At 42.2% G+C, this 26,458-nt stretch carries 24 protein-coding genes; 4 read left to right on the top strand and 20 right to left on the bottom strand.

Going from position 1 to position 26,458, the window contains the following annotated elements; genetic code table 11:
* Positions 1-186 precede the first annotated feature (186 nt).
* The 3 genes from metH to AOG27_RS17540 are packed head-to-tail and all read right to left on the bottom strand — an operon-like array spanning position 187 to position 4,831.
* Entirely contained in the window at positions 187-2,817 is a 2,631-nt protein-coding gene (metH, locus tag AOG27_RS17550) for a methionine synthase (protein WP_054554298.1), read from the bottom strand.
* 9 nt (positions 2,818-2,826) lie between these two features.
* Complete coding sequence (locus AOG27_RS17545; RefSeq protein ID WP_054554297.1) at positions 2,827-3,894, bottom strand: homocysteine S-methyltransferase family protein; 1,068 nt, start codon at positions 3,892-3,894, stop codon at positions 2,827-2,829.
* The gene (locus tag AOG27_RS17540; RefSeq protein WP_054554296.1) at positions 3,884-4,831 is read right to left on the bottom strand and encodes a homoserine O-succinyltransferase; all 948 of its coding nucleotides are present in this window, start codon (positions 4,829-4,831) and stop codon (positions 3,884-3,886) included. The genes AOG27_RS17545 and AOG27_RS17540 overlap by 11 nt, the downstream gene beginning before the upstream one ends.
* A gap of 246 nt (positions 4,832-5,077) precedes the next feature.
* Here AOG27_RS17540 and ettA point away from each other — a divergent pair, with 246 nt between their 5' ends.
* The 3 genes from ettA to AOG27_RS17525 all read left to right on the top strand — a co-directional run bounded on the left by ettA (position 5,078) and on the right by AOG27_RS17525 (position 8,193).
* Positions 5,078-6,751, top strand: coding sequence for an energy-dependent translational throttle protein EttA (gene ettA, locus AOG27_RS17535; RefSeq protein WP_054554295.1), 1,674 nt, complete (start codon positions 5,078-5,080; stop codon positions 6,749-6,751).
* Positions 6,752-6,865: 114 nt separating this feature from the next.
* Positions 6,866-7,231: a PilZ domain-containing protein gene (locus tag AOG27_RS17530; protein WP_054554294.1), complete on the top strand. Its 366-nt coding sequence runs from the start codon at positions 6,866-6,868 to the stop codon at positions 7,229-7,231.
* A 53-nt stretch (positions 7,232-7,284) separates the two neighbouring features.
* Entirely contained in the window at positions 7,285-8,193 is a 909-nt protein-coding gene (locus AOG27_RS17525; RefSeq protein ID WP_054554293.1) for a histone deacetylase, read from the top strand.
* A gap of 81 nt (positions 8,194-8,274) precedes the next feature.
* Here the strand turns inward: AOG27_RS17525 and cyoE are convergent, their stop codons facing one another.
* From cyoE to AOG27_RS17495, 6 genes are all read right to left on the bottom strand, one after another.
* Complete coding sequence (gene cyoE / locus AOG27_RS17520; protein ID WP_054554292.1) at positions 8,275-9,159, bottom strand: heme o synthase; 885 nt, start codon at positions 9,157-9,159, stop codon at positions 8,275-8,277.
* Positions 9,160-9,300: 141 nt separating this feature from the next.
* Positions 9,301-9,660 carry a cytochrome o ubiquinol oxidase subunit IV gene (gene cyoD / locus AOG27_RS17515; RefSeq protein WP_054554291.1) on the bottom strand — a complete coding sequence of 120 codons (360 nt, stop codon included), beginning with the start codon at positions 9,658-9,660 and terminating at the stop codon, positions 9,301-9,303.
* Positions 9,660-10,295: a cytochrome o ubiquinol oxidase subunit III gene (gene cyoC, locus AOG27_RS17510; protein WP_054554290.1), complete on the bottom strand. Its 636-nt coding sequence runs from the start codon at positions 10,293-10,295 to the stop codon at positions 9,660-9,662. The genes cyoD and cyoC overlap by 1 nt, the downstream gene beginning before the upstream one ends.
* Positions 10,292-12,280 (bottom strand): cytochrome o ubiquinol oxidase subunit I, encoded by a 1,989-nt coding sequence (gene cyoB / locus AOG27_RS17505; RefSeq protein WP_054554289.1) that lies wholly within the window; start codon positions 12,278-12,280, stop codon positions 10,292-10,294. Before cyoB ends, cyoC begins: the two co-directional genes overlap by 4 nt.
* A 2-nt stretch (positions 12,281-12,282) precedes the next feature.
* Positions 12,283-13,197, bottom strand: a complete 915-nt coding sequence (gene cyoA, locus AOG27_RS17500) for a ubiquinol oxidase subunit II (RefSeq protein WP_054554288.1) — start codon at positions 13,195-13,197, stop codon at positions 12,283-12,285.
* A gap of 236 nt (positions 13,198-13,433) precedes the next feature.
* Positions 13,434-13,853, bottom strand: coding sequence for a hypothetical protein (locus AOG27_RS17495; protein ID WP_054554287.1), 420 nt, complete (start codon positions 13,851-13,853; stop codon positions 13,434-13,436).
* A 409-nt stretch (positions 13,854-14,262) separates the two neighbouring features.
* Between AOG27_RS17495 and AOG27_RS17490 the strand changes: the two genes are divergently transcribed.
* Positions 14,263-15,624, top strand: coding sequence for a M14 family zinc carboxypeptidase (locus AOG27_RS17490; protein ID WP_054554286.1), 1,362 nt, complete (start codon positions 14,263-14,265; stop codon positions 15,622-15,624).
* Positions 15,625-15,838: 214 nt separating this feature from the next.
* Here the strand turns inward: AOG27_RS17490 and AOG27_RS17485 are convergent, their stop codons facing one another.
* From AOG27_RS17485 to AOG27_RS17435, 11 genes are all read right to left on the bottom strand, one after another.
* Entirely contained in the window at positions 15,839-16,816 is a 978-nt protein-coding gene (locus AOG27_RS17485) for a transposase (protein WP_054554285.1), read from the bottom strand.
* A gap of 62 nt (positions 16,817-16,878) precedes the next feature.
* Positions 16,879-17,079: a (Na+)-NQR maturation NqrM gene (gene nqrM, locus AOG27_RS17480; RefSeq protein ID WP_054554284.1), complete on the bottom strand. Its 201-nt coding sequence runs from the start codon at positions 17,077-17,079 to the stop codon at positions 16,879-16,881.
* Positions 17,080-17,415: 336 nt separating this feature from the next.
* Positions 17,416-18,447 carry an FAD:protein FMN transferase gene (locus tag AOG27_RS17475; protein ID WP_054554283.1) on the bottom strand — a complete coding sequence of 344 codons (1,032 nt, stop codon included), beginning with the start codon at positions 18,445-18,447 and terminating at the stop codon, positions 17,416-17,418.
* A 112-nt stretch (positions 18,448-18,559) separates the two neighbouring features.
* A complete protein-coding gene (gene nqrF / locus AOG27_RS17470) occupies positions 18,560-19,786 on the bottom strand; it encodes an NADH:ubiquinone reductase (Na(+)-transporting) subunit F (protein ID WP_054554282.1) in 1,227 nt (408 codons plus the stop codon).
* Between the two features lie 19 nt (positions 19,787-19,805).
* Positions 19,806-20,414, bottom strand: coding sequence for an NADH:ubiquinone reductase (Na(+)-transporting) subunit E (gene nqrE / locus AOG27_RS17465; protein ID WP_016708692.1), 609 nt, complete (start codon positions 20,412-20,414; stop codon positions 19,806-19,808).
* Between the two features lie 10 nt (positions 20,415-20,424).
* Positions 20,425-21,057 (bottom strand): NADH:ubiquinone reductase (Na(+)-transporting) subunit D, encoded by a 633-nt coding sequence (locus AOG27_RS17460; RefSeq protein WP_054554281.1) that lies wholly within the window; start codon positions 21,055-21,057, stop codon positions 20,425-20,427.
* Positions 21,057-21,809, bottom strand: a complete 753-nt coding sequence (locus tag AOG27_RS17455; RefSeq protein ID WP_054554280.1) for a Na(+)-translocating NADH-quinone reductase subunit C — start codon at positions 21,807-21,809, stop codon at positions 21,057-21,059. The genes AOG27_RS17460 and AOG27_RS17455 overlap by 1 nt, the downstream gene beginning before the upstream one ends.
* A complete protein-coding gene (locus AOG27_RS17450) occupies positions 21,802-23,004 on the bottom strand; it encodes an NADH:ubiquinone reductase (Na(+)-transporting) subunit B (protein ID WP_054554279.1) in 1,203 nt (400 codons plus the stop codon). The genes AOG27_RS17455 and AOG27_RS17450 overlap by 8 nt, the downstream gene beginning before the upstream one ends.
* 4 nt (positions 23,005-23,008) lie before the next feature.
* Positions 23,009-24,352 (bottom strand): Na(+)-translocating NADH-quinone reductase subunit A, encoded by a 1,344-nt coding sequence (locus AOG27_RS17445; protein WP_054554379.1) that lies wholly within the window; start codon positions 24,350-24,352, stop codon positions 23,009-23,011.
* Positions 24,353-24,700: 348 nt separating this feature from the next.
* Positions 24,701-25,894, bottom strand: coding sequence for an enoyl-ACP reductase FabV (gene fabV / locus AOG27_RS17440; protein ID WP_054554278.1), 1,194 nt, complete (start codon positions 25,892-25,894; stop codon positions 24,701-24,703).
* A gap of 244 nt (positions 25,895-26,138) precedes the next feature.
* On the bottom strand, positions 26,139-26,450 hold the full coding sequence (locus tag AOG27_RS17435) for a BolA family protein (protein WP_054554277.1): 312 nt from the start codon (positions 26,448-26,450) through the stop codon (positions 26,139-26,141).
* Positions 26,451-26,458 lie beyond the last annotated feature (8 nt).

Genomic DNA, 26,458 nt, shown 5'->3' with positions numbered 1-26,458 from the left:
TTGCCTCAAAATAGACCACTTTATTAAGCGAATTGGTATAACTTTAACACAAATATATAAATTAGAAGGAATTTGCCAGTATTAAAGCAATTAAAAAGAAAAAAGTATGATAAAAAATGGGCATAAAAAAACGAGCCATTTGGGGGCTCGTTTTTAATTTAAACAAAAGCTAATAACTAAAGGTTATTATTCCGGTTCATAGCCCAAGTTAGGCGACAACCAACGCTCGGCTTCTGCAAGCGTCATGTTGGTACGCTTAGCGTAATCTTCAACCTGATCTTGTTGAATTTGCGCCACTGCGTAGTACTTAGCTTCAGGGTGAGAGAAATACCAACCAGAAACCGCCGCACCCGGCCACATTGCGTATGAACTTGTTAGCTTCATGCCGATACGCTGTTCGGTATCAAGTAACTGCCAGATTTTCTTCTTCTCTGTATGTTCAGGACAAGCCGGATAACCTGGCGCTGGGCGAATACCTTGGTAGTTTTCACGAATAAGTTCATCGTTCGATAGATTTTCATCTACCGCATAGCCCCAATACTCTTTACGCACTTGCTCATGCAAGTACTCAGCAAACGCCTCAGCTAAACGGTCTGCAACGGCTTTAACCATAATCTTATTATAATCATCTTGCTTAGCATCGAAGGCATCGGCAAGGTCGTCTTCTTCAAGACCACCGGTAACCGCAAACGCACCAAAGTAGTCAGGAGTGCCTTTAGGCGCAATATAGTCAGCTAAACAGTAGTTAGCAAAGTCGGTTTTTTCAGTTTGTTGGCGTAAATGACACGATGTAGTTAAAAGCGTTGTACGCGACTCATCAGTGTAAATCTCAATGTCATCCCCTACTCGGTTTGCAGGGAATAAACCAATGACACCTAGAGGTTGTAGTGCACCTGATTGCTCTAGCTCATCAAGCATTGCATTAGCATCAGCGAATAAGCTTTTAGCCTGTTCACCTACAATTTCATCTTCAAGAATACGTGGGTACTTACCAGCGATTGACCACGTCATGAAATAAGGAGTCCAGTCGATGTACTGTCTTAACGTCGCAATCGAAACATCTTTAAATTCAGTCACACCTAGCTTTTTAGGCACAGGTGGTGTGTAGTTGTCCCAATCAAGTTTTACAGCGTTGTCGCGAGCACGCTGTAAAGTAACGGGTTTTGAGCGCGGCTTTTTACGTGCTTGTTGTTCACGTACTTTTTCATACTCAGCCTTGGTTTTCTCTAAAAATGCTGGCTTTAACTCTTTCGACAATAAATTAGAAACCACACCTACAGCGCGGCTGGCGTTATTGACATAAACCACACCTTTATCATACTGAGGCTCAATTTTAACCGCGGTATGCGCTTTAGAGGTTGTTGCACCACCAATCAGTAGCGGTAATTCAAAACCACGACGAGTCATTTCTTTCGCAACATGCACCATTTCATCAAGCGAAGGGGTAATAAGCCCTGATAAACCAATAATGTCGGCTTTTTCGTCAATGGCGGTTTGCAAGATTTTCTCTGCCGGCACCATCACACCAAGGTCGATAACCTCGTAGTTATTACACTGCAGTACCACGCCTACAATATTCTTACCAATGTCGTGTACGTCACCCTTAACGGTTGCCATAACCACTTTACCGTTGGTTGCGCCCTCTTCTTTTTCGGCTTCAATGAAAGGGTCAAGATAGGCAACGGCGCGCTTCATCACACGAGCAGACTTAACAACCTGTGGTAAGAACATTTTACCCGCGCCAAATAAGTCACCTACAACGTTCATGCCGTCCATAAGTGGGCCTTCAATCACTTCGATAGGCTTAGCTTTGCCCTTGCGGCACTCTTCGGTATCTTCATCGATGTACTCGGTAATGCCTTTTACTAACGCATGCTCTAGGCGCTTTTCGACAGGCCAAGTACGCCACTCTAAATCTTCAACTTTCTCTGCTTGCGTCATACCTGAGTATTTTGGTGCAAGTTCAACAAGTCGTTCACCGGCACCTGGGTCGGTATTGAGGATCACATCTTCTACAGCTTTGCGCAACTCTTCAGGGATATCATCGTAAACCGCTAATTGGCCCGCATTTACAATGCCCATGTCCATACCCGCTTTAATCGCGTGATATAAAAACACAGAGTGAATAGCCTCACGTACTGGGTTGTTACCACGGAACGAGAACGACACATTCGATACACCGCCCGACACTTTACAGTGCGGTAAGCCTTGTTTAATTCGACGCGTACCTTCAATAAACTCAACAGCGTAGTTATCGTGCTCTTCAATGCCCGTTGCGACGGCAAAAATGTTCGGGTCAAAAATAATGTCTTCTGGCGGAAAGCCAATATCATCAACGAGTATTTTGTAGCTACGCTGACAAATCTCGAACTTACGATCAGCAGTTTCTGCTTGCCCAGTTTCATCAAACGCCATTACAACCGCAGCAGCACCAAAGCGTTTAATTAACTTAGCTTGGCGGATGAACGGCTCTTCACCTTCTTTTAGTGAAATTGAGTTTACAATGGCCTTACCTTGAATACACTTTAAGCCCGCTTCAATCACGTCCCATTTCGATGAGTCGACCATGATCGGTACTTTTGAGATATCTGGCTCTGAGGCAATTAAGTTTAAAAACTTTACCATCGCCGCTTTTGAGTCCAACATGGCTTCATCCATGTTGATATCAATCACTTGCGCGCCATTTTCTACCTGTTCACGGGCAACGTTAAGAGCGGTCTCGTAATCTTCTTCCATGATTAAGCGCTTAAACATAGCCGAACCAGTTACATTGGTACGCTCACCGACGTTAGTAAATACAGCAATTTGGTCAGTCATGTCGGTTTCCTAGTTTAAGTTACACGCTTCAAGGCCCGATAAGCGCATACGCACTTCAAGCTCTGGCAATTGACGTGGCTTAACACCACTCAGGCCTTTTGCAAACGCCTTAATATGAGCCGGTGTGGTGCCACAACAACCACCTACAATATTAATAAAGCCAGATTTACCCCAGTCGATAATTTCTTTTGCCATTTCAGGGGCTTCTAAATCATATTCACCAAACTCATTCGGTAAACCGGCATTGGGATGCACCGAGGTAAAGGTTTCGCAAACACGTGATAACTCTTCAACATATTGACGCAGTAAATCAGGGCCAAGGGCACAGTTAAGGCCGATTGATAGCGGTTTAATATGACGAATTGAGTTATAAAATGCTTCTGTGGTTTGCCCTGATAAAGTACGGCCAGAGGCATCGGTAATGGTGCCTGAGATCATCACAGGTAAACTACGACCAGCTTGCTCGAATGCTTCTTCTACGGCAAACGAAGCCGCTTTAGCATTAAGGGTATCAAAGATGGTTTCTATTAAAATAAGGTCAGCACCACCTTCCATCAGTGCCAGTGTCGACTCAACATACGCAGCCACCAGCTTATCAAAGTTGATATTACGGTAACCCGGGTCGTTTACATCTGGAGAGATAGAGCAGGTTTTTGATGTTGGTCCAAGTACACCGGCTACATAACGCGGTTTACTAGGATCGTTTGCTTCAAACTCATCACAGACGCTGCGTGCAAGTTTCGCTGATTCGAGGTTGATTTCGCGGCTAAGGCTCGCCATATCGTAATCTTCCATCGAAATAGTCGTGGCATTAAAGGTATTCGTTTCGATGATATCAGCCCCCGCCTCTAAATAGGCACGGTGAATATCCGCAATGATTTTTGGCTGAGTCAGGCTTAATAAATCGTTATTACCTTTAATGAGTACATGCCAGTCTTTAAAGCGCTCACCGCGATAATCCTGTTCTTCTAATTTATGTTCTTGGATCATGGTGCCCATCGCGCCATCGAGGATTAAAATTCGCTTTTTTAGCGCCTCGGTTAATTGTTCGCGTTTATTCACTGCATTACTCGGCATAGTTGTTAGTCCTTACATCTTGGCTAACTAAGTTAATATCATACGGTGTAGTTTGGTACACATAATAGTTTAACCAATTCGAAAACAATAAAAAGGCATGGCTTTGCCAGGTCTTCGACGGTTCGTTGTCAGGGTTATCGTCTGGGAAGTAATTTTCTGGCTTAGGTGCATCCGCTGATTTTTCTTGGTCCCGCAAATACTCCCCTTTTAAAGTATGAGCATCGTACTCTGGATGGCCAGTAATATACACTTGGCTGCCTGATTTATTTTTAATTAAGTAGGCACCTACTCGCTCTGATCCGGCTAACACCACCAGCTCCTCGCAGGCATTGATCTTATCGATATCAATATGACCATAACGAGAATGTGGCACTAAAAAGGTATCATCAAAGCCACGCGTTAGCGCTGCATGGTCAAAATAGCTTTTATGGGTAAATACGCCACTGAGTTTGTTTGGTTTCAGATCACGTTTGAGACCATAGTGGTGATAAAGCCCAGCATGGGCCGCCCAACACGAAAACAGCGTAGACGTCACATGCTGCTCTGCCCAATCTAAAATAACTTTTAGTTCTTCCCAGTAAGCAACTTCGTCATACTCTAAATGAGCAAGCGGCGCGCCCGTTATGATCATCGCATCGTAGTTATTATCTTTCACCTCTGAAAAATAACGATAAAACGTATCCATGTGCTGCTCAGAGTTACTACTGGTGCGATGGGTATCTAAGCGCAACAGCTCAACATTAACTTGCAGCGGTGAGTTTGCTAACAAGCGAATAAACTGCACTTCGGTTTCAACTTTGTTTGGCATTAAGTTTAAGATGGCCAAACGCATTGGGCGGATTTCTTGCGTTTTAGCACGACTTTTTGGCATAACAAACACGTTTTCTTGACGTAACTTTGCAATGGCAGGCAATTCATCTTTTACTGTAATGGGCATAGCTGGCTCCGAGCATACTTATCTGACTGCTAATTATGAACGGATAGTTAGAAATTTCAACCTCTAGATGTTTAGATGTCTAAATGAAGTAGTGTTTCTGAGTGGTCATTAATTAAAATGTATGACTCTTTGAGTAAATAACACCTTGATATTAAGCCTATCATAAACGCTGAATTCTGTATTTTGAGGTAGTTTGGGTATACAATACTTGCTGTTAATTTTTCTTATAAATTGAAGGCTCCTTTCATGGTGTTACCAGATAAGTTTATATTCTCGATGAGTCGAGTTTCTAAGGTTGTGCCACCTAAGCGCACTATCTTAAAAGATATTTCTTTACACTTTTTCCCAGGCGCAAAAATTGGTGTGCTAGGTCTAAACGGTGCAGGTAAATCAACGTTACTTCGCATTATGGCTGGTGTTGACCAAGACTTTGAAGGTGAAGCTCGCCCTCAACCAGGCACTAAAATCGGTTACTTACCGCAAGAACCTGTACTAGACGAAAGCAAAACAGTCCGCGAAACAGTAGAAGAAGCAGTAAGCGAAGTTAAAAATGCACTAAACCGCCTTGATGAAGTATACAACGAGTATGCAATGGAAGGTGCTGACTTCGATGCACTTGCGAAAGAGCAAGGCGAATTAGAAGCTATCATCCAAGCACACGATGGTCACAATATCGACAACGTGTTAGAGCGTGCAGCTGATGCATTACGCCTTCCACCTTGGGATGCAAAAATTGAACACCTTTCGGGTGGTGAGCGTCGCCGTGTTGCGATCTGTCGTTTACTACTTGAAAAACCAGATATGCTTATTCTTGACGAACCAACCAACCACTTAGATGCTGAGTCAGTTGCTTGGTTAGAGCGCTTCTTACACGACTACGAAGGTACCGTGGTTGCTGTAACCCACGACCGTTACTTCTTAGACAACGTAGCAGGTTGGATTTTAGAGCTTGACCGTGGTGAAGGTATTCCTTGGGAAGGTAACTACTCATCGTGGCTTGAGCAAAAAGATTTACGTTTACAACAAGAACAGAAATCTGAAAAAGCACGTCAAAAATCAATCGCGCAAGAACTTGAATGGGTTCGTTCAAACCCGAAAGGCCGTCAAGCTAAGTCTAAAGCACGTATGGCACAGTTTTCTGAGCTTCAGCAAAACGATTACCAAAAGCGTAACGAAACGAATGAACTATTTATTCCACCGGGTCCACGCTTAGGTGACCAAGTTATCGAAGTGAAAGGCCTGAAGAAGAGCTTTGGCGATCGTGTATTAATCGATGACTTAAACTTTGCAATGCCGAAAGGCGCTATCGTAGGTATTATCGGTGCCAATGGTGCGGGTAAATCAACGCTATTCAAAATGCTAAGTGGTGAAGAAACGCCAGATAGTGGTGAGATCATTGTTGGTGACACTGTTGAGCTTGCAACGGTTGATCAGTTCCGTGGCGACATGGACGAAAGCAACACTGTTTTCCAAGAAATCTCTAACGGCCAAGACGTATTAAAAATTGGTAACTTTGAATTCCCAAGCCGTGCCTATGTTGGCCGCTTTAACTTCAAAGGTAACGACCAACAAAAATTCGTTAAAGACCTATCAGGTGGTGAGCGCAACCGTTTACACCTAGCTAAGCTATTAAAAGCAGGTGGCAACGTATTACTACTGGATGAGCCAACCAATGACCTAGACGTTGAAACACTACGTGCACTTGAGAACGCTATTTTAGAGTTCCCTGGCTGTGTAATGTGTATCTCGCATGACCGTTGGTTCCTTGACCGTATTGCTACACATATTCTTGATTACCGTGACGAAGGCCAAATTAACTTCTTCGATGGTAACTACACAGAGTATGAAGAATGGTTGAAGAAAACCTTAGGCGCAGAAGCGGCACAACCTAAGCGTATTAAATACAAAAAAATTGGCTAATTAGCTGATACTCAAAAAGCCCCTACTCAGGGGCTTTTTTGTTGTATTAAGCTTTGCTATCACTCACTCCATTATGATCTATACTATTAAGTAACTAAAGTTGGAGATACAGCTATGAATGAACGCAGAGAGTTTTCGCGGGTATTATTTTCTTGCCCTGCGGTCCTTCGTATCGAAGATAACGACTATCACTGTCAGTTACTTGATCTATCTTTGCAAGGTGCGCTCATTACTAAAAGTGATTCATTTTTAGTGCCTATTCATAGTAAAGCTGACTTAATCTTTACCCTGCCAGAGTCAACTATCGAGATTAAAATGCAAGTGGAGCTGTGCCATGTTGAGCATCAGCATGCAGGCCTTCGCTGCGAACATATCGATATTGATAGTATTACTCACTTAAAACGATTGATTGAGCTAAATCTGGGTGATGAGGCATTATTACATCGCGAGTTAGCTCATTTAATTCACGCGCCAGAGTAAACATTTGCCGTTAGATTCGTTATGCTGTAGCAAATTCAGCTATTTAATAAGCTATGCAGTTAAATCCCCACTTACCCTTGGTGTATCATCCAAATTACTCGTTTAGTTTCGATCCTAACCATCGCTTTGTGATGAGTAAGTTTGCTTATTTATATGAGCATGTACAAAGTCTTGGATTAATAAATGACAACCTAACTCAACCGATGCTTGGCAGCCCTGAGCCCCTTGAGTTAGTGCACTGCGAAAATTATATCCACGACCTTTGGCACAACCGCTTAGATGAAAAAGCGATGCGCCGTATTGGCTTACCTTGGTCAAAAGAGCTGATGGCACGTACCTTTACTGCGCCTCTGGGCACCTTACAAACAGCACGTTTAGCTCTTAAACATGGCATTGCTTGCCACTTAGCGGGTGGCACTCATCATGCTCATACTGATTTTGGCTCAGGCTATTGCATGGTAAACGACCTCGCTTTCACCAGCGAAACCCTGATAAAAAGTGGTGAAGTAACCAATATACTTATTTTTGATTTAGATGTTCATCAAGGTGATGGTACCGCAGCAATGCTGGCGCATCAGCCCTATGCTTATACCTGCTCTATTCACTGTGAAAAGAATTTTCCGTTTCGAAAATCAGCCAGCGATTTAGATATAGGTTTAGCACCGAATGTCGCTGATAGTGAATACCTAGGCGTTGTTGACGATACGCTGAGTTATTTATTAAACACCCTAAACCCAGACTTAGTACTTTATGATGCAGGTGTAGATGTATGGCAGCAAGATGGCTTAGGAAAACTTGATATAAGCTGGCAAGGGATAGCACAACGCGACCATTTAGTTCTCAAACGCTGCCTTGAACACAATGTACCTGTCGCAACCGTGATTGGTGGTGGTTATGATAAAGACCATCGCCGTTTAGCGGCTCGTCATGGCATTGTAGTAGAGCAAGCTGCTCGATTTTAAAAACAACAAAGAAAAAAGGCCCGGTGGAGAAAAAACCGGGCCTTTGCTACTGTAACATTGGGATATGTTAGCAACTTTTTTCTAAGTTAAAACAAGTAGCTGTGGAGCTACCGAATGGTAATCTAAAGCCATAGCTATGCTCAAAACCGTGATGTTTACAATTGAAAAAGCAAACACTTGGCGCGCCCAGCCGCTTACATCAATATTGCGACGATAGCCACGAAGCGCCATTAGCAACCACCAAAAACTCGTTGTACAAGCTACAGCCATAAAGGCTAAACCTGTATAACCACTAATGGTTAATAACATCACAACCAACGCATACACGGCGATATATAAAACAATGTGATGCTTTGCCTTCTCGATCCCCTGCGCTACTGGTAACACAGGAATTCTGGCCGCTTGGTAGTCGTTATAACGAAAGATTGCAATTGCATATGAATGAGGCATTTGCCATAGACTAAACATAACCAATAAAATCACAGCACCAGCATCAAACTGCCCAGTTACGGCACAATAACCCACTACAGGTGGTACTGCGCCAGATAAACTTCCTACAAAGGTGCCGTACACAGAACGACGTTTCATATATAAGCTGTACACACCTACGTAGATGACGTAACCAAAAGTAGCAAATAAGAGTGCCACTACGTTGGTATACACAGCTAATAACCCGAAACCAATAACACCAAGCACGATGCCATGTGCCATAGCCGCCTTTGCTGACATTTCGCCAGTTACTGTGACGCGTTTGCGAGTGCGCGCCATAGCAACATCAATATCACGATCAATCACGTTATTGATCGCGCATCCTGATGCCACTACTAAAGATAACCCTAGTAAGGTTGCGATCATTAACCATGGGTCAATATCACCGCGAGAGGCTAGCAAGAATCCCCCCGCGACAGAGATCAAATTGCCCATGATAATGCCAGGTTTAGTGACATTTAAATAACGTCGAAACACTTCCTCGACTCCTCTAATTTTCAGCACAAACGCAATATTACGAAAGAAACTAGCTAGTAACAGACTGTAAGAACTGGAGACACAACCTCAGACTAACCAGCTCCTTTCGTAAATCTTTTACCAATTACAAAGTAATTGTTATTAGTACATCATCATGGCGTTCGATTCGTAGATGATCCACACCGACAAACCAACCACCATTACAATGATTAAAGCACTAAAGATAAACGACAATGAACTTGCCTTGCCGTCTTCAGTTTTGAAGTTTAGGTGTAAGAAATATTTCAAATGCACCCAAATTTGCACAACCGCCATGCTCACGATGCACCATGCAGTGGTCGTTTTAGAAAACGAACCACTCATCACAGCCCAAAATGGAATAGCCGTTAAAACCACTGACAGTAGAAAACCAATTAAATAGTCTTTAACGCTGCCATGTGATTGATCATTATGTGCATGAACTTCTAAGTTATTAATTACATGTGATTCACTGTGACTCATTACATTGCTCCCATTAAATAAACAACGGTAAATACACAGATCCACACCACATCTAAGAAGTGCCAGAATAAGCTTAAACAACTTAGGCGTGTCACTGTTTGTGGGTTTAAACCACGGCGCACAACTTCAATCATCAGGACAGTCATCCAAATAAGACCCGCTGTAACGTGAAGACCATGTAAGCCCACTAAAGAGAAGAACGATGTTAAAAAGGCACTTTGCTGAGGGCCATTACCGTGCGCAATTAGGTGATGAAATTCGTACACTTCCATACCAATAAACACTGCACCAAAGGCAAAGGTAACCAGCAACCAAGTTAACGTAGCCGCCTTTTTCTGCCCGTGAGCAGAGATCATCGCAAAGCCAAATGTGATACTACTAAGTAGTAGAGCTGCGGTTTCAACCGCAACAAAATCAAGTTCAAAAATATCTTTACCCGACACACCGCCAGCAGTGTTCATGAACAATACTGCGTAGGTTGCAAAGAATGATGCAAACAACAAACAGTCAGTCATAAGATAAAGCCAGAAACCAAATACGGTGTTACCACCTGTATCGTGGTGCTCATGGTCATGTGCATCGACATGACCGTGTGCGCCGTTTAAGGTGTCGAGTCCTGCAGAAATGCTACTCATGCATTCACCTCCTTCGTAGCGGCTGTATTGTGAGCCGTTTCTAGTTCAACAATTTCATCTGGTTGCACGTAGTAATCAACATCGCTGGTGTAACAACGTTTGATGAACACCACGATAGCACCCAGTAAACCAAAGGCTGCAAGCCACCAAATGTGCCAGATCATGGCAAAACAGAAGGTTGTTAAAGCTGCGCTCATTAATACACCTGCCGATGTATTCTTTGGCATATGAATTGGGCTATAAGAGGCTTCTTGCTTGTAAGCTAAGCCTTTCTCTTTCATGTCTGTCCACGCATCGATGTCATCAACATGAGGGATTTTCGCAAAGTTGTAGTACTGCGGAGGTGAAGCAGATGCCCACTCAAGAGTATGACCATTCCACGGATCGCCCGTTGTATCATCAAGTTGCTCGCGGTTTTTGAAGCTTACTACAAGTTGCACAACTTGGAACAAGATACCGAACATAATGATCACCGCACCGCCAGCTGCAATGTATAACCAAATGTTCCAATCAGGGTTGTTCGTGTGGTTTAAGCGACGTGTCATACCTAAGAAACCAAGTACGTATAACGGCATGAATGCCACGAAGAAACCAATTAACCAGCACCAAAAAGATCGTCTGCCCCAGCTCTCGTCAAGTTTGAAGCCCATTGCTTTAGGGAACCAAAACGCAAAACCAGCTAAATAACCAAATACCGCACCACCAATGATGGTGTTATGGAAGTGAGCGATTAAGAATAAGCTGTTGTGTAATACGTAGTCAGCACCAGGAATAGCAAGTAACACGCCGGTCATACCACCGATAGTGAACGTCACCATAAAACCTAAAGTCCAAAGGACAGGCACAGTAATACGTAAACGACCACGATACATAGTGAATAACCAGTTAAACAACTTAACCCCGGTCGGTACCGCAATAACCATGGTCATAACACCAAAGAAGGCATTAACGTTAGCGCTTGAGCCCATAGTAAAGAAGTGATGAAGCCAAACGATAAAACCTAAAATCGAAATTGCACCACTTGCGTAAACCATCGACTTATAACCAAACAAGCGTTTACCAGCAAACGTTGAGATAACTTCTGAGAAAATACCAAACGCAGGTAAGATCAGAATGTAAACTTCAGGGTGACCCCATGCCCAGAATAAGTTGATGTACATCATCGCGTTACCACCTAATTCATTCGTGAAGAAGTGGAAATCGAGATAACGATCAAGCGTTAACATAGCCAGAACAGCAGTTAAAATTGGGAACGATGCTGCAATTAAGATATTCGCCCACGTACATGCCCAAGTAAAAATAGGCATTTTCATTAATGTCATGCCTGGTGCACGCATTTTAAATACAGTCGCTAAGAAGTTTACCGATGTTAATAAGGTACCCAAGCCGGATATCTGCAAGGCCCATATATAATAATCGACCCCGACACCTGGACTGAATGACAACTCTGACAACGGTGGATAGGCCACCCAACCCGTTTTCGCAAACTCACCAAAGAATAATGAGATATTGATTAGGATTGCACCGCCAGCAGTTAACCAAAAGCTAAGGTTATTTAAGAATGGGAATGCAACATCACGGGCACCAATTTGTAGAGGTAAAATGATGTTCATTAAACCAATCATAAACGGCATCGCCATAAAGATGATCATGATCACCCCGTGAGCCGTAAATATTTGGTCATAGTGCTCTGGTGGTAAGTAACCACTTGCACCGCCAGTAGCCATTGCTAATTGCAGTCGCATCATAATGGCATCCGCGAAACCACGGAAAAGCATGATAAGCGCAAGAATGATGTACATAACACCTAAACGCTTATGGTCAATTGAGGTGATCCAGTCGTGCCAAATCACGCCCCACTTTTTATATTTTGTTACTAAGCCTGCCACTAACAGACCTAAGACAGCAACAACCGTCATGGTAACCATGATAATTGGTTCATGAAACGGGATTGCGTCTAATGTTAATTTACCTAACAACGACATGATTATTCCTCGTCCTCGCTGTGCTTCTTATGAGCTGAGTGCTCTGGCATAGCGTGTTGCATTGCACCGTGAGAGCCATGCGCTTGCATATATTTCATTACGATTGAATGGAACATATCTTTATCTACGCTGGCATAGTATTTAACTGGGTCGTATTCACTTGGTTTAGCAAGTTCAACATAGCTTTGCTTAGTCAGTGCACCGCCTGTGTTTTTCACATTGTTAACCCATGCATCGAAATCAGCTTCAGTGGCTGTTGCAATGGCATCGAACTTCATACCTGTGAAACCTGCACCACTGTAGTTAGCAGAGAAGCCTTTAAAAGTACCCGGCTCATCAGCAATTAAATGAAGCTTTGTTTCCATGCCTGCCATTGAATAAATTTGACTACCAAGCTGTGGAATGAAAAACGAGTTCATGGTGCTTTCTGAGGTGATCTTGTACTGCACAGGCACATTGGCAGGAAAAACAAGCTCATTCACTGTGGCGATGCCTTGCTCTGGATAAATGAATAGCCATTTCCAGTTCAAAGAAACAACCTCAACAGTAAGGTGCTTACCTTTACCCTCAAGTGGTTTATATGGGTCAAGTTGTTGCGTTGACTGCCACGTGATCACACCTAAAATCGCAACGATGATGATAGGAATGGTCCAAACTACAGCTTCAATCTTATTAGAGTGCGCCCACTTTGGAGCGTAAATTTCTTGATCTCGTCCATCACGGTATTTCCATGCAAAATAAATTGTCATGGCAATAACTGGAATCACAACAATCAGCATTAACACCGTAGCTACGATAATTAAATACTTCTCGTCGACACCAATTTGACCTTTTGGATCGAGTACCCCGCCTTTACAGCCAGACAAGGCCAGCACTAAAGACGCTAGAGCAATATTACAAAGGTTTCGAATTGACAAAGGAATATCCTACAACCTAAAAGTTAACACTTGTCGAAATAAGAACACGACGCTTTTCTGCAACAGATGCTACAGATATCCCTCGGCTGACTAACGAGCACGACAAATCGGCACGCTAAGAAGTGAGGGAGTTTAGGTTGGCTGACTGAAATTTGGGCGTAAAAAACCCACTAGGTGCTTAGTAAAGACAACTTAGAAAACGACTAAAATGGCTGAACTTAAGCAACAAAGCTTATTTACAGACAACCACTTACACGAGGAGGAGCACGACAGCCATGAGCGCTGTGTACTACTAAAGACTTTATCGTTTCACGCGCAGCGAAGGCCGCTTTACGTAAAATGACACCTGCACGACGCGCAGGGAAGAAATGGAAGACCAACCAGCATAAACCAATAAGTAATTGGCAAGACACCACAGGGTAAGCTAAAAAACTCAAAACATTAAGCAACGGTGTTTCGTATAAAGCACCTTCACTTAATAAACTTCTTAGCCCGTGAGCATCTTCTAATGTGCCGTTGATTAGCATCGCTGAATTAATCAGCAACAAGGCTAAAACTGACATTAGCTCTTTACCAGCAAAAAGCGCACGCGCAGCCAATTGCAACCTAGCTAAGCTAGACTGTTTGACACCTTGTGACTGATTAATTGCTCGCAAAACTCACGCCTTTTTATCGCTTTTACTGCATTTTAGGTAAATGGCTTACCCTATTTTTTAATGCGGTAACATGATCTTCATCAATAAAGTTTCAGTAATTACTGAAATTTCGATGTGGAGTATAACAAAGTCAACAGACGGTACAAGTAGAATTTAACAGCATATGGTTAAGTATTGTTTAGCCATTTGATAATAAACTGTAAAAAGCCAAACTAATTAAAGCTAAGTATTTAAAAGTAATACTGTATTTTATATAGCGAAAAGCAATGAAGAAAAAGAAAATAGCATAAAAATAGCGTTTTAAAGCATACTTAGTCAGTAGCAATCGAAACTTTAATACTGAACAAAGATTAGCCATAGACGTTAAAATATAATATTCTATAAAATAACAAAATAAGGAATAAAAGAGATGATTATGCGCCTATATGTACTCGCTGCAGCCTTTTTAGCACTAAGTACCAGTACACTTGCAAATACGATTGAAGACACCGCTGTAGCTGGCTTAGATAAACCTGCGATTTACTACGCCGATATAGAACCCCACTTAAAACGCGCAGCAAAACATCCAAGCGTCACACTAAAACAAATCGGCACCTCTTTCCAAGGACAGGCACTTAATTCTCTAAAAATCGGCACCGGCCCAATCAAGGTGATGATGTGGAGCCAAATGCACGGCGACGAAAACACAGCTACTGCCGCACTAATGGATTTTTTAAGCTTTATAACCGCAGATGAAAACGCACAATGGCTAGAAAGCTGGCAACAAAAAGTAACTCTTCTCATAATCCCTATGGTGAACCCAGACGGCGCGGCAGCTCAAACTCGCCATAATGCACAAGGTATTGATTTAAATCGTGATGCAAAAGCCCTTCGCACAAAAGAAGGACAAATACTCATGACTGCGGCTGATGAATTCAAACCTGATTTCGGCTTTAATTTACATGATCAGAATGCCTATTACGGTGCCGGAAAAATGGGAGAACAAGCCACTATTTCAGTGCTAGCACCCGCCTATAATGAAGCAAGAGAAGTGAATAAAATTCGTGGTGAGGCTATGCAATTTATTGCTCATTTAGCCAAAACGGTTGAAACCATGATCCCTGGGCACTTAGGAAAGTACAACGATAGTTACTCTTACCGCAGTTTTGGGGATACTTTTTCGGAAAAAGGTATCCGAACTATATTAATTGAATCAGGTGCTTACTCAAACGACCCAAATCGCCAAATAGCACGTAAGGTTAACCGTGTTTTATATAAAAAGACCATTGATTCAATAACTTCGGGAGAGTGGCAAAGCGCTAAAATAGCCCAGTACCACGCCATTCCATTTAACACTAAAGACAATTGGGTAGACTTACTAATAGATGATGTAACTGTAAAGAGTGAGCTAGGTGATTATCAGATAGATATTGCAATAAACAACAAAGGACAGTCACCCATTATTAAAGAATTGGGTGATATAAGCAGTATCCGCCAAGGTTACACGAGTTTAGATGCAAGCAACCTGAACTTTAGAACCGGTAACAGTTTTGTTTTAAATGAGTCGTTAACGCTTACCGAAAATAAATATAAAGAGCTTTTAATACAAGGCTATAGTTGCTTTTCTGGCGATATTAATATGCTAGAAAACTCCACAAATTGGCCAGTTTACGCATGCAAAAGTGTATTTACATCAATACCTTCACTTCATGCACCTGCCGCCTTTTTCTTACAAGCAAACGGTAAAAATAAGTACGCTGTTTTAGGAGCTAAGTTAATTAATTTAGAATAAACACGATTTAAAAAGACAGGCACTGTTAAAAGTGCCTGTTGAATCTCCAAATTCCTTAAATTTGTTAACCTAAAATAATAGTTGCGTAGGCAAGCTAGCCTATTAGCTTAATCTAACAATAACAACCAAGACAAAAGATTTAGCTTTATGAGAATTGAAAGCACAAGTTAGCTGCAAGTGTTTGCAAAAAATAAAAATTGAGAGAAATTTAAGATTAACTGGCAAGTAATAACTTACAGCTTGTAATGTTACTTCGTCGCTTACGCGCAGTTTTACTGCAATAACGTTCAATAGCCCCTACTCGACCTGCAGCTCCATGAAATAAGTTTTCAAATTGAGTTGTTAATGTTAACCAGTTTTTAGCTTCCAAATTCAGCCTTTCAAGAATAGGAGGTAAATGATGCTCTATATATCCAGGCTTATCCGCGCTGATACAACGCCCAGTTTGCTCCACAAGTAGCAGGTATGACTTTAACTCAAAAGGTATTCCCTTTGATTTATACTTACTCATGCCACCAATAAAACGAGCTAGTAATTTAGGTTGCTTTGACTCCTTCGCGCTTTCGCATCGCTTTTTAAAACTGGTATAGTCCGATTGCTCCGGCGTGCTCGCAGCTTTAGCACGAACAGGGTTTAAATCAACATAGGCAATGCAGGCTAAAAGCGCTGATTCATCAAGGATAGCTTGGCTTTTAAAGCGCCCTTCCCAAAAATGCCCAGTACATTCATCTTCTTTATTTGCCCGTCTGGCAATATATTCATTTAGCATTCGCATGAACCAACTAATGCTCGAAAGGCGCGCTCTGTATTCTGCAACCTCTTTATTTAAGAAGACTTGTTGACCATCACTTAACGGCTCACCATGAAGGGCTTTTTGACCTAAAGGCGTCATTTTACTGAGCTTATACCAGCGTAAAAGGATGGCCTTATCCGATAACCTATTTGCTTTTTTATCATCAACATAAAGCACAACATGTGTATGGTTACTCATCACCGCATAAGCACACACATCAATGCAAAATACCTTTGCAAGAGCAAGCAGACGCTGTTCAACCCACCCTCTGCGGTGTTCATATGATTTGCCTGTGAGTGCGTCTTCTCCACAAAGGTAAGCGCGTCTGACGCAACGAGATACACAATGATAATATTTGGTGTTTGACAAACAGATTTGCCGCTTCCTTGCTAAAGCCATCGTTCATTCCTTGAACTGATAATTTGAAATGCATTAAATGTAATCAAAGTTTAGACAATATCTTATTTATTCCAGACTTGTTCTTTTGCCATGCGCTTTTTACGCTTGTCACATGGGTCGTCGCAGTCGCAGGCTTTGTCGATACCAACAGCGCCTAGGCCACCACAACTACTGGCCATAGATTTCTTTTGCACAATCATGCCGACAGCCATCGCCGCCACAATTAAAATAAGTAGACCAAATGTAAGAAGAAAAAGTGACATTGCTTTGCCCCTATCGTCAGCAATTAAATCGAGCCCAACTAATTAGGCTGCATGTATTATATACCTAAACGACCTCAAGGTGCGAGTTTCAGTTAGAATTAAAAGCGATTTAGGCAAGGCATTGATTACAAGCAATAGTGGTTCTATTGTTAAAATCAATAACGCGGTATAAATCGCTTTTAAACCAATCCTTTGGTCGCTTCACAGGCGCTTACTCTCATCGTTGTTAGTTCTGGGACTGCCATTGTTGCAAAATAACGCCTTGATATTAAGCTCCTGTGGAACGCTGAGTTCTACATCTTGAGGCTGCTTGGGTATACACGGCTTCTTGCCCTGCTACAAATAAGGTTTAAAAGCGGGGCTAGAATATGTCACTAAGCCATTGTCTGACTTACCAATTAAATACACCGGCAAATCGTGCTCTTCGGCGTATTTCTGCGCCTTTTCCATGCCCATTACTGTAATTGCCGTCGCTAAGCCATCTGCAGTCATCGCTGATGGGTGTAAAACAGTAACTGATACCAAATCATGACGGCTCGGCATACCTGTTACAGGGTCAATTAAGTGGCTATAGGTAACACCATCCATTTCGTAAAAAATTCGGTAATCACCGGATGTCGCAATACCATTAGTACCCGGCTCAATTACTTTATGTACTTTACGCACGCCAGGCTCAGCATCAGGCTGCTCAATAGCTATTTTCCAAGTGATGTTGTTTGGCTTAATACCCGACACACGAAGCTCACCACCAATCTCAACCATATAATTAGTGAAACCATGGCTTTCTATCACTTGTGCTACTTTATCAATGCCGTAACCTTTGGCTGTAGCCGAAAACGACAGCTCTAAACCACCAATCGTCTTCATAAGACCAGCATCTGTAAGTTCAAGCTTATCAACACCAATTTTGGCAACCATTGCGGCCAAGGCTTCATCGCTTGGGCGTTTAGTCGGCTTTTTATCTGGACCAAAGCCCCACAAGTCAATAAGTGGCCCCATAGTCACATCTAACGTTTTTGTTGATTCGCCAAGGCGAATTGATTCAGCTACCACGTTTCTAAAATCAGCGCTTATTGGCATTACCTGCCCTGCTGGTAACTGGTTGAACTGGTTAATTTCTGAATCAGGAATGTAAGTCGACATAGATTGATTTACATCTTTAAGCACTTGCTTAATTTCCGGGTGTAAATCAACACCTGCAACCTTTGAAGACTCTGCAAACACCTTAATGTGATAAGTGGTGCCCATTGTCTTACCTTCAAAATAAAGCTCTTCAGCCTTATCTGATTGACCGCAGCCAGCCATGAGTAAAGTCATAGTTAATAGGAAAAAGGCCATCAAGCCTTGGCGATAAAACACTCTATTCATAGCATTCACCTTGTAGATACCACGGAGTTCGGTATAGAAATAAAAAAGCCTCGTAACACTAAGTGCTACGAGGCCTGTATTCTAACCAAAACTAATTGTTTTGTGTATGGTGTTAGCCACCGAAGTCATCTAATAAGATGTTTTCGTCTTCTACACCAAGATCTTTAAGCATGTTGATAACAGCCGCGTTCATCATTGGAGGACCACACATGTAGAACTCACAATCTTCAGGCGCTTCATGATCTTTCAAGTAGTTTTCATAAAGTACATTATGAATGAAGCCTGTGTAACCTTCCCAGTTATCTTCTGGTTGTGGATCAGACAGTGCTGTGTGCCATACGAAGTTATCGTTTTCTGCTGCTAAGCCGTCGAAATCTTCTACGTAGAACATTTCACGCTTAGAACGCGCACCATACCAGAAGCTCATCTTACGCTTAGATTGTAAACGCTTAAGTTGGTCAAAGATATGTGAACGCATTGGTGCCATACCTGCACCACCACCTACGAATACCATTTCTGCATCAGTGTCTTTCGCGAAGAACTCACCGAATGGGCCAGAAATAGTCACTTTATCACCTTCTTTTAATGACCAAATGTACGAAGACATTTTACCACATGGAAGGCTTAGGTCTCTTGGCGGCGGCGTAGCGATACGCACGTTAAGCATGATGATGCCTTCTTCTTCTGGGTAGTTAGCCATTGAGTATGCACGAATTGTTTCGTCGTCTACTTTAGACTCCAGATCGAAGAAACCGAAGTGGTTCCAGTCGCCACGATACTCTTCTGGAATATCGAAATCAGCGTATTTAACGTGGTGAGCTGGTGCTTCAATTTGAATATAACCACCGGCACGGAAAGGTACAGACTCGCCATCAGGAATTTGTAACTTAAGTTCCTTGATGAACGTTGCCTTGTTATCGTTAGAGATAACAGTACATTCCCACTTCTTAACACCGAAAATTGACTCTTCAAGTTCAATTTCCATGTCGTTCTTAACATTTACCTGACACGCTAAACGGCAGCCTTCACGAGCTTCACCTTTAGAGATGTGATCAAGTTCTGTTGGTAAGATATCGCCGCCACCTTCTTTGATGTGTACACGACACTGACCACAAGAGCCACCGCCACCACATGCAGATGAAACGAAGATACCTGAATCAGCTAGCGCGCCTAATAGCTTGCTACCTGCAGATGTTTTAATAGCTTTTTCTGGGTCGCCATTAATTCCGATGATGATATCGCCGCTTGCTACTAATTTAGATTTAGCACCAATGATAACTAAAACTAAAATAACAACGATAGCGATGAAAACACCAACGCCTAAGAAAATCTCATTCATGATTTATCCTCGCTACCTATTAAAGTGAAATACCAGAGAATGACATAAAGCCAAGACCCATAAGACCAACAGTGATGAAAGTAATACCTAAACCACGTAAGCCATCAGGAACGTCTGAGTACTTCATTTTTTCACGGATACCAGCAAGTAAAGTAATTGCTAGTGCCCAGCCCACACCTGAACCGATACCATAAACAACAGACTCGCCGAAGTTATAGTTACGCTCAACCATGAAAGATACCGCACCGAAGATCGCACAGTTAACTGTGATCAGTGGTAAGAAGATACCTAACGCGTTGTAAAGTGCAGGGAAGAACTTATCTAATGCCATTTCAAGAATTTGTACAAGTGCTGCAATAACACCGATGAAAGTCAAGAAACGTAAGAAGCTAAGGTCTGCTTCTGGGTAGCCAAGCCACTCTAATGCACCTGGTGCAAGAACAGCGTGATAAACCAAGTTATTTACAGGTACTGAGATACCTAGTACCACGATAACTGCCACACCTAGGCCGATTGACGTTGTTACTTTCTTTGATACAGCAAGGAAAGTACACATACCTAGGAAGAAGGCTAAAGCTAAGTTTTCAATGAAAACCGCTTTTACAAATAAACTAATATAATGTTCCACTGCTCGCCCCTTACGCTTTTGCTTCTACTTGGTCTTTCTTGAAGGTACGAAGTACCCAGATGAATAAACCAATAATGAAGAATGCACTCGGTGGTAAAATCAATAGACCCATTGGTTGATACCAGCCACCATTTTGTACTAATGGGATAATATCAACACCGAATAGTGAACCTTTACCGAATAACTCACGGATGAAACCAACAGTTAGTAGTACTACTGAGTAGCCTAAACCGTTACCGATACCATCTAAGAAAGACATTAACGGTGGTGACTTCATTGCGTATGCTTCAGCACGACCCATTACGATACAGTTTGTAATGATTAGACCAACGAATACTGAAAGCTCTTTAGCAGTTGCATAAGAGAATGCTTGCAGTACTTGGTCAACAACGATTACAAGTGATGCGATGATCGTCATTTGCACGATGATACGTACAGATGATGGGATGTGGTTACGAATTGACGAAATAAACAAGCTAGAAAACGCAGTTACTAGTGTCAATGCGATTGACATGATTAGTGCATTTTTTAAGCTTGATGTTACCGCTAGCGCAGAACAAATACCAAGTACTTGTAATGCGATCGGGTTATTTGCGAATACCGGGCCAAATAGGACCGACTTCATTTCTTTAGTATCAGCCATTATTTCAACGCTCCTTCACGTACTTTCGCAAGGAATGGACCAAAGCCATGCTCGCCAGTCCAGAAGTCAACTGTGTGATCAACACCGTTTGAAGTTAATGTTGCACCAGAAAGACCATCGATTTGATGTTCGTTCTTCGCACCGCTCTTCATGATATTGATTGGTAACTCTTTACCTTGCCATTTAGCAGTCCATTGTGGATTTTGGATTTCACCACCTAGACCTGGCGTTTCGTTGTGCTTGAAGAAGTTGATGTTTTTAACTGTTTCACCATCGCTTTCAAGCGCTAAGAAGCCGTACATTACACCCCAAAGGCCATAACCTTGGATTGGTAGAATGATTGCGTCTGTAGAACCATCAGATTTCTTCGAAATATATACAGGTGAATTTTTTGTCATACGCTGAATACCAGCGATGTCTTTAATTCCTTCTGCTTTCAACGCAAAGCTACGAGCTTGGTCGAATTTTGTTTTCTCGAAGTCAAATGAGTTAGGATCAGCACCTTCAACAAACTCACCTGTGTTCATGTCTACAACACGTGCTTCAATTTTTGAGTTAAAGGTATCTGACACAGTACCTGATACTTCAATGCCTGCAGCCGCTAAGATATTACGTTGGATATCTTGTGTTTTGTTAGCTTGCTGTAAAGGACGAAGCTGAACTGAAGCAAACGATACGATAATTGCACACACTAAACATAGTGCAACAACAACGGTTAGCGTTTTGCCGATTGATTCGTTATTACTAGACATTACGTGCCAACCTCCGCTTGATATTAGCTTGCACTACAAAGTGATCGAATAATGGTGCAAATAAGTTAGCAAATAAGATTGCTAGCATCATACCTTCTGGGAATGCCGGGTTAACAACACGGATCATTACAACCATAAAGCCGATTAACGCACCGTAAGCGAACTTACCTTTGTCTGTGAATGATGCAGATACTGGGTCTGTTGCCATGAAGAACATACCAAATGCAAAACCACCAAGCACTAAGTGCCAGTGCCAAGGCATTGCAAATACAGCGTTAGTTTCTGAACCAATTGTATTTAGTAAGAATGCCGTTGCAACCATACCTAGGAATACACCTAGTACGATACGCCATGAAGCGATACGCACGTAAATTAGGAATAAACCACCGATTAATAGTGCTAGTGTTGACGTCTCACCCATAGAACCTTGAATGAAACCGTAGAACGCATTCCACCATAACTCCATGTTGCTGTAATCAAGTGAACCAACAACAGCTTGGCCAAGCATAGTTGCACCAGAGAATGAATCTACTGCTGTCCATACTGTGTCACCTGAAATTTGCGCTGGGTATGCGAAGAATAAGAACGCACGACCGGCAAGAGCAGGGTTAAGGAAGTTACGACCTGTACCACCAAAGATTTCTTTAGCGATTACAACACCAAACGTAATACCTAGTGCAACTTGCCATAAAGGAATCGTCGCAGGTAGGATTAGTGCGAATAATACAGATGTTACGAAGAAACCTTCATTTACTTCGTGCTTACGCACTGAAGCAAATAGTACTTCCCAGAAACCACCCACAGCAAATGTTACTGCGTATATTGGTAGGAAGAAGCAGGCACCGTAAAACATTTTCGCGCCCCAACCAGAGTCAGCAGTTAATTCACCACCGAATAATTGGAACAGACCAACTTGCCATGTGTTTGCTAGTTCAAAACCTTGTGCTAAAGCACCTGCGGCCTGATGACCGATGTTGAACATACCAAAGAACATTGCAGGGAACGTCGCCATCCACACTAAAATCATCATACGTTTTAGGTCGATGTTATCGCGAACGTGTGTTTTGCCTTTATTTACATAACCAGGCGTGTAGAAAATAGTCGCTGCAGCTTCGTAAAGCGCATACCATTTTTCGTGTTTACCACCCGGTTCAAAATGCGGCTCAATATCTTCTAGAAATTTCTTTAAACCCATCTCTCTAGCCTTCCTTCTCGATCGTAGTCAAGCAATCGCGTAGGATTGAACCGTACTCGTATTTACCTGGACAAACGAAGGTACATAATGCTAAATCTTCTTCATCAAGCTCTAGCGCACCTAACGAAATAGCACCATCAAGATCACGTGCGATTAAATCACGTAATAATAGTGTAGGTAGGATGTCTAAAGGCATAACACGCTCATAGCTACCAATTGGAACCATGGCACGCTTCGAACCACCTGTTGAAGTCGTCATGTTAAATAGACGGCTAGGAGCAAGGTGAGATAAGAAGGTACGTGTTACTGAGAACTTGTTAGCACCTGGTGCGATCCAACCGAATAGCTCTTTTTCGCGACCTTCAAGTAATACAGATACTTGAACATGGTAACGACCTAAGAACGCATGTGGACCTTGAGAGATAGCGCCTGATAATACAGAACCAGAAATTACACGGTTATCACCGTCTTCTAATTCACCAGCAACTAAATCATCTAAAGATGCACCTAGCTGAGTTTTCACTAAGCGTGGGTTTTTAACACGAGGACCAGCAAGCGAAACAACACGGTCTGTGAAGATTTCACCTGTTAGGAATAATTTACCAAACGCGATTACGTCTTGGTAACCTAAGTGCCAAACCTGCTTGCTTGCAGAAACTGGGTCTAAGTTATGAATGTGTGTACCAACAAGACCTGCCGGATGCTTGCCACCAAACTCATGTACTTCTACTTGAGGGATTGATGAACTAGGCACTTGGCTACCAGCTTGTTTACAAACAAATACTTTGCCGTCAGTTAAACGAGATACCACAGCTAAACCTGCTTCAAATGCTTGAGTGTTTTCAGCAATGATTACTGCAGGATCTGCAGCTAGCGGGTTAGTGTCGATAGCCGTTACAAAGATAGAGCTAGGATTTGCATCCAAAGCAGCTACTCTGCTGAATGGGCGAGCACGTAGTGCTGTCCATTGACCTGACTGAACTAGTACTTCTTTAACTTTTTCACGGTCTAAGCCCGAAAGCTCGTCGGCCTTGAAAGAGTCAAAGGTGATTTGCTCACTGCCATTAACTTCAATAACAACAGATTGCAGCACACGTTTAGCACCACGATTGATTTCTTTAACTACCCCAGAAGCTGGTGCAGTAAATAAGACGCCTGGGTTCTTTTTGTCTTCAAAAAGTACCTGGCCTTTTTTGACTTGGTCATCCACGCGAACATGCATGGTTGGACGCATACCAATATATTCTTCACCTAGCACAGCTACACGTTTGACGGCAGAACCATCGTGAATAACTTGCTGAGGTGCGCCCTCTATCGGTAAATCCAGACCTTTTTTTATGTTGATCATACGCACTTGCATTACATTAACGGAAAGAAACTGAAAAATCGTACCAACCACGTCGCCATTTGATATGCTCAAGTTAAACTCTAAGTATCAAAGAATAGCCTGTTTAACACCCCAAACAAGCAACGCAGTAAACTCCTCACATATATTGCCCGAATTTTAACATCAATCAGGGTGACTATGCGAGAGCAAATATGAAATTTATACGACAGATACGGTTATTTAGACTACAAAAACCTTTTGAATAAAATTCAATATAGACCAAAGTGCTATTGATGAAGTTTTATTTTCATCCAGAAACAAAAAAGTCGCTTAAAAAAGCGACTTTACAAAATCAAGTTTGTTCAGCGATTAATCGATCAGCTGTGAAATCGCAACATCAGGATTCACATCTTGCTCGTAATCTACACTGTCGATACCAAAACCGAATAAACGTAAAAACTCATTATGGTAACCCACGTAATCCGTTAATTCGTCAATTGTATCTGTATCCACTGTATCCCAAACATGTTGTACACGAGCTTGAACATCATCTTCTAACTCTTTGTAGTTTTGGAATAAATGACCACCTTCGTCAAAACGTGGTGTTTCACCGTAAAGGTTTTCAGTAAATAGTGAATGAATTTGCTCAATGGTACCTTCGTAAGTACCATCTGCTTTCATTACTTTGAATAAAGCAGAGATATATAAAGGCATAATTGGAATTGCCGAGCTTGCTTGTGTCACAACCGCATTTAATGAAGAAACATACGCTTCACCATTTAAGTCTTTTGTAGACTCTTTGATTGCTTGAGTTGCACGGTCAAGATCTTCTTTCGCTTTACCAATTGTCGCATGACCGTAAATTGGCCACGTTAACTCTTTACCTATATAAGTGTAAGCAGTCGTTTTGAAGTTATCAGCAAGTACATCTGCTTCTTTTAATGCGTCAATCCACATTTCCCAATCTTCACCGCCCATTACTTTAATTGTATTGTCGATGTCTTCTTGGCTTGCTGCTTCAACCGTTACTTCATCAATCACACGCTTTGAAGTGTTCAGGTTCTTCGTAGTGATATCTGAGCCAATAGGCTTAAGCGTAGATGAGTAAGTCTCACCTGTATTTGGATCAGTACGACGAGGTGAAGCAAGGCTGTAAACAACTAAATCAATTTTACCTAGATCAGCTTTGATAGTATCAATTGCTTTTTGCTTAATTTCGTTAGAAAACGCGTCGCCATTGATATTTTTAGACCATAAACCAGCTTCTTCAGCGGCTGCTTGGAATGCTGCTGTGTTGTACCAACCTGCAGAACCCGTTTTGCGTTCGCTACCTTCTTTTTCAAAGAAAATACCTAACGTTTTAGCACCGCCACCAAATGCAGCCGTGATACGTGATGCTAGGCCGTAACCTGTAGACGCACCTATCACTAATACATTCTTAGGTGCATTGCTCAGTGGTCCTTGCGCTTTCACATAATTAATTTGTTCTTGTACGTGCTCAGCACACCCTACTGGATGCGCGTTAGTGCAGATAAATCCACGAATTTTCGGCTTAATGACCATTGATCATCCTATATCTATCACAATAAAAATTAGCGCTAGTTTAAAGGCTAATAGTTAAAATACAGGTCTGATCAGTAAAACTTTTCAGACCCACGTAAATTTTTCGAGCTTAAAACACCCAAGTAACCAGCAGTCTAGAGTGACTGTCCTTCTAACTTTGAGTGACTGTCCTGCTAACTTTGAGTGACTGTCCTGCTAACTTTGAGTGACTGTCTTTCTAACTTTGAGTGACTGTCCTGCTAATTTAGTCGAACTTTGAGCCGCCTAAGCACTTTGGTGATTCAGGTGCCTGTCCATGTTGTTCACTGAACTCTTCGGGAGTAAATGTGTGAATCGCTAATGCATGAATGTGATTTGCTAATTCATCTTTTAATAGCTCATTAATTTGACGGTGACGGGCAAGTAAACGTTTACCTGCAAATTCTTCACTCACAACCACCACTTTAAAATGCGACTCAGTTCCACGACTATGCATATGGCTTTCATTGACAACATTCAGGTGTTTACATTCGATACCCGCAGCAAGCTTTTGCTCAATTTGTTGTTGCATTGACATGTGTCATA

This window comes from Pseudoalteromonas lipolytica (genome assembly GCF_001306915.1).
In the GTDB taxonomy this organism is placed as follows: Bacteria; Pseudomonadota; Gammaproteobacteria; order Enterobacterales; family Alteromonadaceae; genus Pseudoalteromonas; species Pseudoalteromonas simplex.
This window is presented reverse-complemented; position numbering and strand designations above follow the sequence as displayed.